At 65.7% G+C, this 16654-nt stretch carries 9 protein-coding genes; 1 reads left to right on the top strand and 8 read right to left on the bottom strand.

From position 1 onward, the window contains the following. Positions 1 to 2: 2 nt before the first annotated feature. The 8 genes from AB0J47_RS20205 to AB0J47_RS20170 form a co-directional block, all read right to left on the bottom strand. Complete coding sequence (locus AB0J47_RS20205) at positions 3 to 1412, bottom strand: TIGR02678 family protein (protein WP_364347900.1); 1410 nt, start codon at positions 1410 to 1412, stop codon at positions 3 to 5. Beyond that, positions 1412 to 2899 carry a TIGR02677 family protein gene (locus AB0J47_RS20200; protein ID WP_364347897.1) on the bottom strand — a complete coding sequence of 496 codons (1488 nt, stop codon included), beginning with the start codon at positions 2897 to 2899 and terminating at the stop codon, positions 1412 to 1414. The genes AB0J47_RS20205 and AB0J47_RS20200 overlap by 1 nt, the downstream gene beginning before the upstream one ends. Positions 2900 to 3052: 153 nt before the next feature. After that, a complete protein-coding gene (locus AB0J47_RS20195) occupies positions 3053 to 3376 on the bottom strand; it encodes a type II toxin-antitoxin system PemK/MazF family toxin (RefSeq protein WP_364347678.1) in 324 nt (107 codons plus the stop codon). Beyond that, entirely contained in the window at positions 3366 to 3578 is a 213-nt protein-coding gene (locus AB0J47_RS20190; RefSeq protein ID WP_364347675.1) for a hypothetical protein, read from the bottom strand. Before AB0J47_RS20190 ends, AB0J47_RS20195 begins: the two co-directional genes overlap by 11 nt. A gap of 61 nt (positions 3579 to 3639) precedes the next feature. Continuing rightward, positions 3640 to 7581 (bottom strand): CHAT domain-containing protein, encoded by a 3942-nt coding sequence (locus AB0J47_RS20185; RefSeq protein WP_364347672.1) that lies wholly within the window; start codon positions 7579 to 7581, stop codon positions 3640 to 3642. Between the two features lie 47 nt (positions 7582 to 7628). Further along, a complete protein-coding gene (locus AB0J47_RS20180; protein WP_364347669.1) occupies positions 7629 to 8768 on the bottom strand; it encodes an XRE family transcriptional regulator in 1140 nt (379 codons plus the stop codon). Positions 8769 to 9298: 530 nt separating this feature from the next. After that, a complete protein-coding gene (locus tag AB0J47_RS20175) occupies positions 9299 to 11905 on the bottom strand; it encodes an AMP-binding protein (RefSeq protein WP_364347666.1) in 2607 nt (868 codons plus the stop codon). Between the two features lie 99 nt (positions 11906 to 12004). Next, positions 12005 to 12898: a PAC2 family protein gene (locus tag AB0J47_RS20170; RefSeq protein ID WP_364347663.1), complete on the bottom strand. Its 894-nt coding sequence runs from the start codon at positions 12896 to 12898 to the stop codon at positions 12005 to 12007. Positions 12899 to 13043: 145 nt separating this feature from the next. On the opposite strand from AB0J47_RS20170, the gene metH reads away from it, so the two are divergent. Beyond that, entirely contained in the window at positions 13044 to 16643 is a 3600-nt protein-coding gene (metH, locus tag AB0J47_RS20165) for a methionine synthase (RefSeq protein ID WP_364347660.1), read from the top strand. Positions 16644 to 16654: the final 11 nt, after the last annotated feature.

Raw genomic sequence — 16654 nt, 5'->3', positions numbered from 1 at the left:
GTCTAAATCCCTTCCCTACCAGCGCTATCGGCCCCGTGCGTGTCGGAGGCGGTGACGAACAATTCGGCGGCCCGTTTGGTGCGGACGGTGACGACCGCGCCGCGGTAGCGAGCCAGTGCGGGCAGAATGATCAGGCCGTCCGCTACCACCTGGACCAGCCGCAGCCGCTCCAGCAGGGCGGTCACCTCCCTGGTCAGCCCGGGAACATCGGCCTGCCACTGTGCCGCGAAGGTGACACCGTAGCGGTCGGTCAGCGCTTGCACGGTCTCGCCGACCCAGCTCGCTTCGACGAATGGGTACGTCGCGCGCACGTAGGCCATCGCCTCCGTGTCCGGATCCGAGACCTCTTCCCCGACTTCGGGGTCGGTCGACGGGAGGTCGGCGAGCGGAACGAATACGGTGGACTCGGGGATGGCACCGTCGAGCTGCTCGGCCAGCGCGACCGCTGGATCGGGTGCGCCGGGACGCACCGGCACCGGATTGTCGATATCGAGTACGCGATCGGCGATCTCACCGACCAGCAGCAGCGCCACCTGCGCCAATGTGCCGGTGCCTGGGAAACGGACATCGGAGAGACGTCCGGAGACATCGATCAATGCGACGCCCTCGGCCCGGCGTTCTGCCCGCAAGCCGGTGAACAATTCGACATCCGCGACGACCCGATCCTGCAGCAACAGCGGACGCTCGTCATGGTCCAGATCCTCGGCGTACACCACCGGACGCTCAATGAGACTGCGCCGCACCCGCCGAGCCGCATCGGCGGCTTGCGCGTTCGCGGCCGGGCCCAGTGCGTCCTCGGTCAACAGACCACGGACACTGTGCAAATGCTGCAGCGCGCGCGGCGGTCGAAAAAGCGCGAATACAACCGGTCGGTCGATGTCGTACAGCGCTTCACCCGCCTCCGGATCGGCGGCCCAGCCACCCGCATCGCCATCGGCGAGGGTGAGGGCACCCCGATGTGCGAGCCAGCCGACAGCATCGACGAAGGCATCGCGATCGGCGGCGCGGTCGGGTGATAGTTCGAGCCCGTCGACCCGGCCGGTATAGGCGGCGACCTGATCGGCCAACTCCGACAACGTGATCTGATCGCCCGCGCGGCCGAGCGCCGCCAGTGCCAACGCCAGGTAGGCGTAGCGGCGGCGATCGAAGACACGGTCGGTGACGGAGCGGGCCGGTTTGCCGGAATCGAGCCGATCGATGACCGGGAAGACCCGGGCGGTCGTTTCGGTGACCTCGAGCCGGTAGCCGAACAATTCGGCCAGATCCTCGCGGAGTTCGGTGGCCCAGCGGCGGATCAGCGGCAGTGCGATCCGGTCCGGATATGTCCGGGTGACCAGGTGGTTGGCCAGGATCACCCGGGCCGCGCGCTGATAGTTGTCCAATGCGAGCGAGTCGATGCGGCGGGCGTTGATCATGCGCGCTGCCCGCGGGTCGACTGCTTCACCTCGAGGCGGCGGTTGTTCAAATGCAGCAGGCCACGCGCGGTGCGGACCACCGTCGAACCCGGATGTTCGGAGACGGTGAGGGTGACGCCGCTATCCGAGCCGGTGGTGCCGTCGGTGCGGCCGCTCACCGGAACCCATGCCGTGGACGCGGCGTCGATCAGGCGCAGCAGCACCTCGGTCTCCCGTTCGTCCAAGACGCGCTCGTGCACCGAGGCGGCGGCCAGGGATTTGGCGGCCTGAGCGCGGGCGCGCTGGGCGTCGAGTTGCGCTTCGCGGAGTCGGCGAATTCCGGCGTCATTGCGTTGAATTCGGGCAGGGGCACCGGCTTGCGCCGGTCTGCCCGTTTCGGCGAGGGTGCGCGATATTTCCAGTGGCGGTGCCTCCCACCAGGAGCGGATCGCGGGAATCAGATCCGCATCCGGATGTTCCAGCGAAATATGGCGCGGCCTGCCGAGACCGAAGACGGCGTCGAAGAGCGCATGCGCGCTATCGGTGGTCGGTGCGGCGGTGAACCAGCCCGCGAGATGCCGCAGCGCCGATTCGCGACTGACCCCGCCCTTGCGTGAATCGGTGACCCGCCGCAGCAGTGACAGCACGGCGGCAATGGCGCTCATGGTCGCCTCTCGCAGCCGATCCGCCTCAGTACCGGATGATTCACCGGGAGTATCGGAGGCGGTCGCGACGAACCAGGTTCGCAGTCCCTGCCAGCGCGCCCGCCAATCCGCCTGCCGCTCGGCCGGACTCAGCAGCACCCGCTCGTCACAGCGCGCCGCCCGCTCGATGAGTTCCTCGACGCCGGTCTCCTCGATCTCGCCGGTCGCGGCGGCCAGGCGCGGCGCGAAGCGAGCCAGATCCATACTGAATTCGCGCATATGCGCGAGCAGCGCGTCCTTGTGCGCCAGGAACGATTCCGGAGTGATCTCGGTGGTGCGGACCATATCGCCGAGCGAGAGGTAGAAGTGCGCGGCCCGCGTCGCCATATCCGAGAGTGCGGCATCCAGACGGCGCAGCGTCCGGTAGACGCGCTCGGCATCACCGGCCTTATTCGCCGCGGCGAGGGTATTGAGATCCGCGAGCAGTTCGGGCAGGACCAGACGCGAGAGCGCCGCCTCGTCCATTCGCGCCTCGAGCACCCCCGCGACCGCGCGATATGCCTTGAATCCGGCCTGTGTGAGTTGATAGACGTAGTGCCGATTCCGATACTCCGCGAGCGTCGCGGCGCGCGTGCCGTCATAGCTGCGCTCGACCACACCCCACTGATGCAGCTGATCCAACAGCGGACCGATTTCCGGGCCGGTCAGCTGCGGCGCATCGGGCGCACTGCGTTCGATCCAAGTCGCGACATCATCGGCGTGCAGCAACACCACATATGCCGCCCGCGCACTGTCGAACGCCCGCAGCACCCACAGATACTCCGCTCGCTTCTCGGCCGTGGCGAAGGAGAACAGCCGCAACCGCTCATCCCATAGCGCGGGCGCGGCATACGGCAGGCCGTCATCGGAGTCGGTCACCGGGAACAGGGTAGTAGCGGGTCGGTCGCGGGTGTCGAGACCGACCCCCATTCGGCGTGGCCGCGTCCGGTTTGCCCCTGTTCGCCACCCGAGGACTCACAGATCGAACCGAGCCCGCAGCCCGATCTTGACCTGTTCGAGCACCTCCGGGGTGAGCTCACCGACCTGCTCGGTGAGACTGTCCTTCGGCACGATGGCGATGTCGTACAGCGCGATCACCCGCGAACTCTCCGGCATTGCGACGGTGAGCAATTGATGGCGCGATGGCACCTCGCGACCCTCCCGCACCGGCGCGGCGACCAACATCGGCCGCTGCCGAATCACCACATCGGAATCCACGATCACCACCGTCGCGCGGCGTCCGGAGATCCGGCTGACGAGATTCCAAATCTGGCCTTGGTGCGTGGGTTCAGCTGGCACGGCCGAACAATACTTGTTCGGCGGTCTGCTCGGCGTCCTTAGCCCATTCGGTCCCGGTGCTGTCCGGCAAGGCCCTGAGTTCGTCCTCGAGCAACTGCCTGCGTACGGCCTTGGAGATGTAGTCGCTCAACTTGTCCTCCGATGCCGCACGGAGACGGGCCGCGAGATCGTCGTCCATCGAGATATTCAGGCGCACCGTCATACAGCAGACTTTACAGCGGATACCGCGCATAGTGGTACAGAGATGGTCGCTACCTGCGGAATTACGCTGGCGGGAGCAGGCGCCGCAGCAATGTCTTGCCCTGTTCGAGCAGAGCGTCGAAGCGCGTGGACCCGAGCGGGTGCGGGTCGACGATGTCGAGCACGCGACCCAGGGTGGTCAACGCGAACTCCATATCGCGCAGGGCGCGGGGGCTGGTCGGATCGGTTTCGAGGAGGTCTTGGGCGATCGCGAGGGCCGCACGGTAGACCTCGACGGCGGAGCCGTAGTCCCGCTCGCGTTCGGCGGCATCCCCGATCGCCCAGAGAATCAGACCGACATCGCGGTGCAGTTGCAGATTCTCCGGATCGGCGGTGGCCAAGCGGCGGGCGATGGTGAGTGCCTCGGTGTTGTGGCGGAAGGCGAGAGGGAAGGCACCGGTCGCGGCGGCGACCCTGGCGAGCTGGTGATGGGAGATGCTCAGATCGCGCTGCTTTTCGGTGTTGGTCGGATCGGCGGCCGCGAGTTGTTTCGCGAGGGTGAGGGATTGGGTGTAGTGGTGGTCGGCGGCCGGATAATCGCCGGTGTGGATGGCCAAGTCGCCGAGTTTGTCATGGGAAATGCTGAGGTCGCGCTGATTTCGAGCATTGCCCGGGTCGGCGTCGGCGAATCCGCGGTGGATGGCCAGGGATTGGGTGTAGTGGGTCGAGGCCGTGGTGAGTTCGCCGAGTCGCAGTGCCACATCGCCGGATCGGTTGAGCGCGATGGCGAGATCGCGTCGATATTCGGCATTGCCGGGATCCTTCTCGGCGAGTTCGCGGTGGATAGCGAGGGATTCGGTGAAGAACGTGAACGCTTCCTCGGGAGTTTCGTAGAGCAACGAGGTGTCGCCGATCTGCTGCATCGCAATGGCGACATCGCGGGTGATTTCGGTATCGCCCGGATCGGCCAGCGAGAGTTCGGTACTGATGCGCAGCTTTTCGAAATAATGCCTGCTCGCGGTCTCGCCGTGCCCCGTGCGCATAGCGAGATCGCCGAGTTTGCCATGCGCGATGGCCAGGCCGCGCCGGGATTCGGCGGCATCGGGGCCGGATTCGATGAGACCGCCGTGCAGGGTGAGCGATTCGGTGTAGAGGTACTGTGCGCCGTCGAGATCGGCGGTCAGTACTGCCAGGTCGCCGAGTCGGGTGCAGGCATTGGCTAGGTCGCGGCGCAGGTCGTCGCGGGTGCGGTCGTTGTCGGCAAGGGAGCGTCGGATGGCCAGCGCCTCGGTGTGGTGGGCGAGAGCAGCAGTGAGATCGCCGGTGCGAACTGCGATATCGCCCAGACTCTCCAGTGCGCGGCTGAGGACCTGTCGCATATCGACGTTGTTCGGGTCGGTATTCGTGAGATAACGTGCGGTGCGCAGGGATCGGCTGTAGTGCTCGCGCGCCGTGCCGAGATCTCCGGCCAGCATGGCGAGTTCACCGAGGGTGTCCAGGCCGATGACGAGTGCGCGTCGGGCATCGGCGCTGCCCGAGGCCGTTTGGACCCGGGCCCGCAGCACCTCGACCAACGCGCACTGGCGATCGGTCGCGGCACGGAGGTTTCCGGTACGGCGCAGTGCGCGTACCTCGCGCTCACCGAGTTCGAGATAGCCGGGAGTGTCGGTCGGCAGGGTCGGCATGATCTCGCCGAGCAGGGCGGCGACTTGCAATTGGTCCAGCTCGCGGCAGAACGGGATGGCGAGTTGGGTAAGTTCCGCGTACCGACCAGCAGCGAGTAGATGTCCGCATGCCTCGCTGTAGTCGTCGAAATCCCGGAAACCGGCCGAGATTCGGGCTATTCGCATCGCATGGGCTCGGTTGTGACGGCAAATTCGATCGGGGCCCTGGTGGGTATCGAGGGCCTGGGTGACCCACGGGTGCACGAGATATCGGTCGTCGTCGGTGGTCAACAGCGTCAGCCTGAGCAACGTATCGATGGCCGCCATCACTTCGCGGCACTGATCTCGTGTCGCGTCGGCACCGAAGCGGGCATGGGAGATGTCCAGATCGCGCAGCGGCGTCCGTGAAAGCGAAATCTGCAGCAGCAGTTCGCGTTCGGAAGCATTGAGCAGATCGAGCAGTGCATCGACGAGGATGTCGCGGGTGCCGAGTACCACTGCGGTGTCGAGGCTTTCGGTCAGTGTGCGGTCCTGGTCGAGATCGACTGCGTGTTCACCTGCCAACCGGCGCAGCCGTTCGCCGACCGGACGCAATGTTCCGTCACCACCACGCAATAGCGCGTCGACGAATTCGATGAGGCGAGGGTGCCCACCGATCGTCCGTGCGACCAGCCGCTGCTCCTGCGCCCGTAAACCGCTGATCTGTGGCAGCCGCAAGAACATTCGCTTCAACTCGGCGGGGCTCAGTGGAGTCAGGCCGACCTCCCCGAGGCCACCGGGAACCGGATAGCGACAGGTGACCAGCAATCGCCCCGTCTCGGCTATCCGACACAACTGCGAAAACTGTTCGGCGAAACCGGGATCCAGGAATTCCGCACCGCCGGGCCGGGTCAGATTCTGCTCGAAATCATCGAACAGCAATAACACTCGGCTCCCCGCCAACAACCGATGGACATGCTTCAATGCCTGCTCCCCGCTATCGCGAGCGAGCGCATCGGACACCGTGCGCAATGCCGGGTCGCCCTCGATCGCCGCGCGGACCGCGCCACACAGCGCGGACGGATTCCATTGCCCCACATGCTCGGCGATATGCCAGCCGCGCTCGCGCATGCGCGCCGCCACGCGACCGGCCACCGCCGTCTTCCCGAGTCCACCCATCCCGGTGATCACCACACCCGGTCGCCCACCCGACGAGTCGAGCATCCGGACGATATCGCGCACCGGCCCGCGACGGCCGATCAGATATCCGACCGGCAACTCACGCACCGTCGCACCGCTCGGTGCTTGCGTCCGGCGCCCGAGCGGTCGCGGCGGCGCCGTCGGATGCCACAGTGGCCGATCCGCGACGCCGGTCAGCAGCGTCGGCACGAACCATTCGGGTGCAACCGTTGCGCCATCGGCGAGTCGCTGTTGCTCGAGGGCGCAGCGCGCCTGCCCCAAAGCGAAGGCGACCGACCCAGACGGATGCGCGGATAGCATGGCGTAGAACGATTTCGCCAACAGCGTGGCATACCGGTCCGAAACCCGCGTCTGCATGACCAGCACCCGCTCGACACCCCCGCTGATCAGCGTGCGCGCCAATCCGGCAGGCCCACCGTCGACGCCGCCGCAACTCGACAACACCACCAAGGGCAGCGCCCGCTGCGAAGCACGCAGCGCGGCAATGAGATCCGCGGCCGCGACCACATCGGCAGCGCCGTCCTCATTCTCCAACTCCAGATTCGTCGCCGACCCGTGCGCACTCAGGTGCAGCACATGGAACTCCTCGGCCCGCAGCGCCGCGGTGATCTGCTGCAGTGAAGCGACTTCCAGAATGCGCACGCCACCGCCACCCGCGGTCGGCACCTGTGAGACGGCGTCGAGGATCGCCTGCATCTCCGCTTCGACATCCAATGCCACATTGGCCGTGCGGGTCTCGGTCGGCGCGGCGACCGCAGCGAGGATCTTCAACGGTCCCGGTGCCAGCACGGAGGTGGGCTGCCCGGTACCCGAACGCCTGCGGGAGATGGCTACTGTCGGCCGCATGGCCAGGGGCATATTGTCGGCGAGCACCAGCATCTCGTAGGGGAGCAGCATCGTATCGTCGTCGACATCGAAGACCACCTCGATATCGGAGCCCTCGACGAGCCGCGTCAGCTGCCAGATCGTGCGCGATTCGAACAGTGCGTCACGCAGGGCGGTACCGATCTGAACGACCGCTCGACGCACGGTCTCCGGCTGGCCACCCACCGCATCCCACGCGCACGCCACCAGTTCTGGCAGTGGCGCTACCCGTTCACCGATGGGCGCACCCGCCTCGAACACTGTGGTGCGTAGCGATCCGTCCGCATCGCGACGCACAATGACGCGAACCCGATTCATCGCCCACCCCTTACCGCTGGCGATGAGTCAAACGTACGCCGAAATGATCACTCGCAGGACAAGGTCCGCAACTGATCCAGATACACCCGAGTGCGGGGATCGCCCGGATAGCGCTCGATGATTTCGCGCGCGGCTTCGCCCGCGATCCACATCAGCGACGGCAGCGACCGGCGCTTGCCCGCGAAGGCCCGCATGCCCTCGTCCAGTGCGAGTTCCAGGTCGCGGTTGCGCACCGCGACCACCGCGAGGGTGAGATGTGCCTCCGACACCCGCATCGGATTGCGTATCGTGCCGTCAGCGCGGGTCGAATGGCGGATGACCTCGCGCGCATACGATTCCGCGAGCGCATCCTCACCCGCGACCCGGCAGCAGTCCATGGCGTAGAAGTCGAATTTCTGCGGATCGACCACGAAATGGTTGTCGAGATTGGTCGGATGGTCGAGTCGCTCGAGGATAGCTCGCCCCTGACTCAGCGACGCTTCCACCTCGCGCCGATCGCCAAGGCGGGCCCAGGCCTTCGCTCGTTGTGCGCACAACTGGACACCCACGCCGAGTTCGCCGCTGGTTGCCATCGCTGGATCGACCGCCTCGATCGCACCCCGATAGTTGCCCTGGGTCAGCGCGAACCAGGCCGCCATTTCCGCACTCCAGCCGGTGATCTCGGCATTCTCGGCTTCCTGGCCGAGCGAATAGGCCGCGCGGCGAGTGGCTTCCGCGGTGGTGCGCCGACCGAGGTCGTAGTCCACGCAACCGACCAGCAGCGCAACCCAACCGGCCAGTACGAGAATCTCCCGATGCTGCGCCAGCGTCAGTCGGCCATCCAGCAGCGAGGTGATGCGGCGCAACCAGGATGTGCCCTCGGAATGCAGATCGTGCGGATCGGCGAACGGATATTCGCAGCACAGCCGCTCCGCGGTGATCCGGATGGCATCGAGTGTGGCCGTGGAGACATCGGACATCCGTAGCCTGCCAATGAATTCGAGAGTATCCATCCCGGTTGCCGAGAGCAGCTCATCGTCGCGGTTCGGGCGATTTTTCGGGAAGAATGCGGCCGTCACTGTATCGAACGCGGCCGCGATGATAGGGGCGTAGAAGTCGTCCGGACGCGACTCACCCGACTCCCAGCGTCGCCAGTTACGCAGCAGGGTACTGTCCGTCGGCAGGTTGTGCGAAGACTTCGCGCGCATCACACGGACGGCGTCTGCTTGTGACCACCCCCGTGCATCGCGTTCGGAGCGCATTCGGACAGCCCAGACGGGTCGATCGTCTCCAGCGGCCACGTCTGTAGTATCTCATCAGTTAACGCTCAGTGGCCCGGATAGGGCATACAGATGTCACTGGGTTGACAGCTGCACTCGCAGTTTTGCGTCCTACATGATGGATATGGGCGCGGAAGATTTGCCACGCTCCGGATGTAAGAACATCTGCCTTCCAAGTGCGCAGTACCCCTCGGCGACGGGGGTGATCCACATTAGAGAACAGCGATATCCCCAATCCAACGGAGGTTCGGGTGGAAGCGTTGATCTATGGATACTTGCGTGACGATCTGGCCGATGGCCAAGGTGCAGAGCTCGAGGATGCGATGAGCAGCCTCGCCCGCGAGGAAGGGCTCTGCTTCGCCGCAACATTCCATGAATCGACTTCCGGTGACGGCACGGCATTCGCCGAGCTGACCCAGGAGCTCAAGCGGGCGGACGCGCATCATGTGGTGGTGCCGTCACTCGATCACTTTGCCGGCCAGACGATTCCGCGTGACATTCTGATCGCGAAGCTGGCTCAGGACGCGGCGGCGCAGGTGTGGACCATCGAGAGCTGTGCGCTTCGAGACGAGGCCCTTGGCGAAGAAGCTGTGCACCAGGACTGATCTGCGCCGCAGGTTCGCCACCACCCAGGTCGCGACCGCACCGGCCGCCAGGGATGCGAGCAGCGCCGCGACATGGTGTTGCCCGAACGGCGGATAGACCTGCCAGTGCAGCAGATACACGAATAGCGAGCTGTCGGCCAGCAGCGCGGCGACCCCGGCCACGAGGGCGGGTACGCGGACCGCGGGCAGCCAGATCAACAGCAGCAGCCCGGACATCACCAGCCGCTCCCGATCGGGAACGCCGAAGTAGCCGGGGACAGAGATCAGCAGCACCGCGCTGACCAGCAGCCGCTGCCAGATCGCCGTAGCCTTCGCGGCCGCCCAGCCGAGGGCGAAGAACCAGCAGGCCAGTGGCGAGAACGGCACATCCTTGGCCGGGTAGAGCCCGAATGACCAGACCCGGAACACGATGGTGATACCGACCAGGCCCATGGCGAACCAGAACGGCTCGCGCCGCTGCACGGCATCGATGAACGGCACCCGCACCAAAAGCGCGGACACGACCATGAACAGCACGAGCACCTCGATGAACCACAGGTGCCCCGCAGTGTCGCTGTCGCGCGGTCCGAGAAACTTGTTGAGCAGCAACACGTTCTGCCAGCTGTAATAGTCGGTGAACAGCAGCGTTAGCGCCACCCAGGCGGCGGTCGGGATCGCGATGAGTGCCACCGTGTGCAGCGCGTGCCGCAGTCGTTCGGCGCGCGGGGTCATGGTGACCGCGAAGCGGGCGAAGTTGAATCCAGCGACACCGAGCAGGATATGCGCCGCCCCCCAGAGCACGAACATGCCGATATGCGAACCCGCGATCAGCACGATCCCGGCGGCGCGCAATAAGGTGGGCGTGTCCACCGTGCGACCGAATACCCTGTGGCCGTCCGGAACTCGCTCGAGTTCGGCGACGGTCAGGTCGGGCCAGTTCGCGGGCAGTCGACCGAGCGCGCGCTCGAGCCGGGTCGATGTGGTGATGTAGGTGAGCGAATTGCCGCCGAGATCGACAAAGGTGCTGTCGGGCCGAATCCGGGCGGGATCGATGCCGAGGGCAATGGCATAGAGGGCGCGGATATCCCGTGGCGGCAGTTCGGATTCGGGTGCGGCGAGTCGGCGGATCGCCGGATAGTCGGGCTTGCCATTGGGCAGGCGCGGTATTTCGTCGACCGCGCACGCGCGAATGGCTGCGGCGGGCAGACCGGACAGTTCGGCGGCGGTCGCGGCGAGTGCTTGTGCCGGAGTTTCGGCGGCGACAACCAACTGGTCGCCATTTTCGGTACAGCAGGCTGTGAAATCGGCCGCCGCCAAACCGGATTCGAGCCGTTGCAGATCGATGCGCAGGCCGAAGATCTTGGCGAACCGGCTGCGCCTGCCGACCACTTGGTACAGACCCTCGGGCGTGCGTCGGGCCAGATCGCCTGTTCGCAGCGATTCGACCGTGCGGCCACGGGCGAGATCGCATGGGCCGTCGGCATAGCCGAGCATCACATTGGGCCCGTGATAGACCAGCTCCTCGTCGTCGGTATCCGGCACCGGTTCCAGGGTGAATCGACCGCCCGGTATCGGCCTGCCGATGCAGTCCGGATGGTCGGCGGCCAATTCCGGTGGCAGATAGGCCATTCGCGCGGTGGCCTCGGTCTGGCCGTACATGACGACGAAGTCCCAGCCCGCCCGCTTGCCCAGCTCGGCGTAGTCACGGACCCGCTCGGGCGCGAGGCGACCGCCCGCCTGGGTGATGTAGCGCAGGCTCGGCAGTGTCATCTCGGCGAAGCCGATGCGTTCGAGAAGATCGATCGTGTACGGCACGGCCGCGAAAGACGTTGCACCGTAGCGACGGAACTGGACCCAGAATTCGTCGTCGAGGACCGACCGATCGGTGAGTAGCAGACTCGCGCCGCGCAGCAGATGACTGTGCACGACCGACAGTCCGTAGCAATAGAACATCGGCAGCGTCGTCGCGGCGCGACTATCGGCGTCGATGGCCAGATAGTCGGCGATCGCATCCGCGTTCGACAGTAGATTGGCCGCGGACAATCGCACCAGCTTCGGCGAACCGGTCGAACCCGAAGTACTCAACAGCAGCGCCAACTCCGGATGCAGGCGATGTGCGGAGCCGGCCCGCCGAATCTCGGGCGGGCCCGCATCGATCACGACATCGGGATCGTAGGTACCCAGCAATTCGCTGGTGATCTCCGCGGTGAGCAGGACGACGCAGCCCGCGCTCAGCGCGCCGAGATACGCGACGAGCGAGTCGATATCGTTGCGCGCGGCGAGCGCGACGAGACGCCGGTTCGCGCCGAGCTGCCGCGCGTACTCCTCGACACGTGCCGCCAGCTGCGCATAGGTGACCCGCTCCAAACCATCCGGCACCGATTCCGCTGCTGTGACGGCCGCCGATGGAGATCGAGAGCAGAGGACGGCGATCCGGTCGTCGAAGTTGCGAAGGTGCGCGACGATCCGGTGAATAGTCACTCGGGAAGTCTAGATGGCAAGGCTTTCCATAACTGCGTGCGGCCCCGTGGCGAACTTTCGGTGAATTGTCCGAACCCGAACCGCAACAGCGCGAACCGATTACAACCCGAAGCTGCCCGGACCCCGCCTGCGCAGGTACTTTTCGAATTCGGCCGCGATTGCGTCGCCATCGATCTTGGCCATCGCGTCGTTGAGATCGACCGCCGCGTCGCCGCGTTCCTCGAGCGAGCGCACATACTCGCTGATCTCGTCGTCGCCGACGGTCATCTCGTTGACGGCGGTCTCCCAGTCCTCGGCCTGTTTGGGCAGCTCGCCGAGCGGCACCTCGATATCGAGCACATCCTCGACGCGGTGCAGCAGTGCGATGGTCGCCTTCGGATTCGGCGGCTGGGAGACGTAATGCGGAACGGCCGCCCAGAACGAGACTGCGGGTACGCCCGCCTTGACACACTGATCCTGCAGCACCCCGGTAATGCCGGTCGGCCCCTCGTAGCGGGTCTGCTCCAGGCTGAACCGCTCGGCGGCTTCCTTGCTATAGGCCGATCCGGTGACCGGCACCGGGCGGGTGTGCGGGGTATCGGCGAGCAGTGCGCCGAGAATCACCACGGTCTGCACGCCGAGTTGTTCGATGAACTCGAGCAGATCCGCGCAGAAGCTGCGCCAGCGCATATTGGGTTCGATACCGCGCAGCAGCACCACATCGCGATCGCTGCCGGGCGGCGAGCAGACCGAGAGCATGGTGGAGGGCCATTGGATTTCCCTGGTCACACCGTCGACCTGACGTACCGTTGGCCGATTGACCTGGTAGTCGTAATAGTCCTCGGAGTCGAGTTCGGCCAGCGGCTCGGCATCCCAGATCAGTTCCAGATGCTCGACGGCACCACTTGCCGCATCACCCGCGTCGTTCCAGCCTTCGAAGGCGGCGACCAGCACTGGTTCCCGCAATGTCGGCAGTTCCGGCTCGGGCGATACCGGAGATTCACTGGAGTTCACCCCGGTCAGCCTACGGCGTGTGCGGACGCGGCGTTGAATTTGCGCAGTCGGCGCGGCACCGTCGGTTCATCTGTCTGAGCAGGTGTGGCGCCCGACACCGATAGGGTGGTTCGGCATGTCGTAGCGGCCCACTACGCTTGATCACATGTCTGCGTCCAGCTCAGCCGCCTTCGATACCACCCTTCTCGATACGCTCCGTCGGCGTGTCGTGATCGGCGACGGAGCGATGGGCACGATGTTGCAGGCGGCCGAGCTGACCCTGGACGACTTCCGTGGTCTGGAGGGCTGCAACGAAATCCTCAATGACACCCGCCCGGATGTGCTGCGCCATATCCACCGCGCGTACTTCGAGGCCGGTGCGGATGCGGTCGAGACCAATACGTTCGGCTGCAATCTGCCGAACCTCGCCGACTACGATATCGCCGACCGGATTCGCGATCTTTCCGAGCGCGGCACCCGCCTGGCTCGTGAGGTCGCCGACGAGATGGGCCCCAGCGCGGACGGCACCCCCCGCTATGTGCTGGGTTCGATGGGACCGGGCACCAAACTGCCGACGCTCGGTCATGCCCCCTTTACCGCGCTGCGCGATGCCTACACCGAGGCGGCGCTGGGCATGCTCGAGGCCGGTGCGGACGCCATCCTGATCGAGACCTGCCAGGACCTGTTGCAGGTCAAGGCCGCGGTGACCGGAAGTCAGCGCGCGATGGTCAAGCTGGGCAGGCGCATTCCGATCATCACCCACGTCACAGTGGAGACCACCGGCACCATGCTGGTCGGCAGTGAGATCGGCGCGGCGCTCACCGCGCTGGAGCCACTGGGAATCGACATGATCGGCTTGAACTGCGCAACCGGCCCGGCCGAGATGAGCGAACATCTGCGCCACCTGTCTCGGCACGCGACGGTTCCGGTGTCGGTCATGCCGAATGCCGGTCTGCCCGTACTCGGCGCGAACGGCGCGGAGTACCCGCTGACTCCCGAAGAGCTGGCAATCGCGTTGCGCGGTTTCGTATCGGAATTCGGTCTCGCGCTGGTCGGCGGCTGCTGCGGTACCACTCCTGAACATATTCGCCAGGTCACCGCGGCGGTGCGCGAGGTGGAACCGACGCTGCCGCCGCTGGACGCGCGCCGCGAACCGGTGCACGAGCCGAGCGTATCGAGCATGTACACAGCGGTGCCGTTCGAACAGGATGCCTCGGTCCTGATGATCGGCGAGCGCACGAATGCCAACGGCTCCAAGGCATTCCGCGAGGCCATGCTGGCCGAGGACTGGCAGAAGTGCCTCGATATCGCCAAGGATCAGACTCGAGATGGCGCGCATATGCTCGATCTGTGCGTCGACTACGTCGGACGCGACGGCACCAGGGATATGGCGGCACTGGCGTCGCGGCTGGCGACCGCGTCGACCCTGCCGATCATGCTCGACTCCACCGAAACCCCGGTCCTGCAGGCCGGTTTGGAACATCTCGGTGGTCGCTGCGCGGTCAACTCGGTGAACTACGAGGACGGTGACGGTCCGGACTCCCGGTTCCAGCAGACGATGAAGCTGGTCGCCGAACACGGCGCCGCGGTGGTCGCGCTGACCATCGATGAGGAGGGCCAGGCCCGCACCGCCGAGAAGAAGGTGGAGATCGCCGAGCGGCTCATTGCCGATATCACCGGCAACTGGGGTCTTCGCGAAAGCGACATCATCATCGACACGCTTACCTTCACCCTCGGCACCGGCCAGGAGGAGTCGCGGCGCGATGGCCTCGAAACCATCGAGGCCATCCGGCTGCTCAAGCAGAAGCATCCCGAGGTGCAGACCACACTCGGTCTGTCGAATATCTCCTTCGGCCTCAATCCCGCCGCGCGCCAGGTGCTGAATTCGGTATTCATGCACGAATGCGTCCAGGCCGGATTGGACTCCGCGATCGTGCACGCCTCCAAAATCCTGCCGATCGCCCGCATACCGGAGGAACAGCGCGAGACCGCGCTGGATCTGCTCTATGACCGACGCCGCGACGATTACGACCCGCTGCAGAAGCTCATGTCGCTGTTCGAGGGCGTGTCGGCCTCGTCGTCGCGGGCCTCGCGCGCGGAGGAATTGGCGGCGCTGCCGCTGTTCGAGCGGCTGGAGCGCCGGATCGTCGACGGTGAGAAGGCAGCGATTGAAGCCGACCTCGACGCCGCCATGACTGAGGTGCCGCCGCTGCAGATCATCAATGAAACGCTGCTGTCGGGTATGAAGACGGTCGGCGAGCTGTTCGGCTCCGGCCAGATGCAGCTGCCGTTCGTGTTGCAGTCGGCCGAGGTGATGAAGGCGGCGGTGGCCTACCTCGAGCCGCATATGGAGGCCACCGACGACAGCGGTAAGGGCCGCATCGTGCTGGCCACCGTCAAGGGCGATGTGCACGATATCGGCAAGAATCTGGTCGACATCATCCTGTCCAATAACGGCTACGAGGTGGTCAACCTCGGCATCAAACAGCCGATCGCGACCATTCTCGATGCCGCCGTCGACAAGAAGGCCGATGTGATCGGCATGTCCGGTCTGCTGGTGAAGTCGACCGTGGTGATGAAGGAGAACCTGGAGGAACTCAACGCCAAGGGCGTCGCCGACCAGTTCCCGGTGCTGCTCGGCGGTGCGGCGCTGACCCGCGCCTACGTCGAGAACGACCTCACCGAGGTCTACCACGGCGACGTGCACTACGCCCGCGACGCCTTCGAGGGCCTGCGGCTGATGGACGACATCATGACCCGCAAGCGCGGCGGCGGCGGCCTCGATCCGGACAGCCCCGAGGCGATCGCGGAGCGCGAGAAGGCGGCCGAGCGCAAGGCGCGGCACGAGCGTTCCAAGCGCATCGCCGAACAGCGCAAGGCAGCCGAGGTGCCGATCGAGGTGCCGCAGCGCTCCGATGTGGCCGCGGATCTGCCGGTCGCGGTGCCGCCGTTCTGGGGCACCCGGGTGGTGAAAGGCGTTTCGCTGCAGGAGTATTCGGGACTGCTCGACGAGCGCGCGCTATTCCTGGGACAGTGGGGTCTGCGCGGTCAACGCGGCAGTGAGGGCCCGAGCTACGAGGAGCTGGTGGAGACCGAGGGGCGGCCGCGGCTGCGATACTGGCTGGACCGGCTGTCCACCGAAGGCGTGCTGCAGCATGCGGCCCTGGTCTACGGGTACTTCCCCGCGGTCTCCGAGGGCGATGACGTGATCGTGCTGACCGAGCCCGATCCGGATGCGCCGCAACGCTACCGATTCACCTTCCCGCGCCAGCAGCGCGACCGGTTCCTGTGCATAGCCGACTTCATCCGCTCGCGCGAACGGGCACGTGAAACCGGTCAGGTCGATGTGCTGCCGTTCCAGTTGGTCACCATGGGTCAGCCGATCGCAGACTTCGCCAATGAGCTGTTCGCGGCCGACAACTACCGCGACTACCTCGAGGTGCACGGCATCGGCGTCCAGCTCACCGAGGCGCTCGCCGAATACTGGCACCGGCGGGTCCGCGAAGAGTTGGTGCTGGAAGGACATTCGATCGCCGACTCCGACCCGTCGGATGTGCAGGAGTACTTCAAACTCGGCTACCGCGGCGCGCGTTACTCCTTCGGTTACGGTGCCTGCCCGGATCTGGAGGACCGCGCGAAACTGGTCGACCTGCTCGAGGCCGGCCGCATCGGCGTCGTACTGTCCGAGGAACTGCAGCTGCATCCGGAACAGTCGACCGATGCGTTCGTGCTGCTGCATCCGGAGGCCAAGTACTTCAATGCGTAAGTGCCGACCAG

Source organism: Nocardia sp. NPDC049737 (assembly GCF_040674755.1).
GTDB lineage: Bacteria > Actinomycetota > Actinomycetes > Mycobacteriales > Mycobacteriaceae > Nocardia.
Note: the sequence above shows the minus strand (reverse complement) of the source record. Positions and strands in the feature narration are given on the sequence as shown.

What these genes read in the sequence shown, in the direction of transcription:
- AB0J47_RS20190 (WP_364347675.1), bottom strand. Translation starts at nt 3,578, where the DNA reads ATGACGGTGCGCCTGAATATCTCGATGGACGACGATCTCGCGGCCCGT.
- AB0J47_RS20185 (WP_364347672.1), bottom strand. Translation starts at nt 7,581, where the DNA reads ATGAATCGGGTTCGCGTCATTGTGCGTCGCGATGCGGACGGATCGCTA.
- AB0J47_RS20180 (WP_364347669.1), bottom strand. Translation starts at nt 8,768, where the DNA reads ATGCGCGCGAAGTCTTCGCACAACCTGCCGACGGACAGTACCCTGCTG.
- metH (WP_364347660.1), top strand. Translation starts at nt 13,044, where the DNA reads ATGTCTGCGTCCAGCTCAGCCGCCTTCGATACCACCCTTCTCGATACG.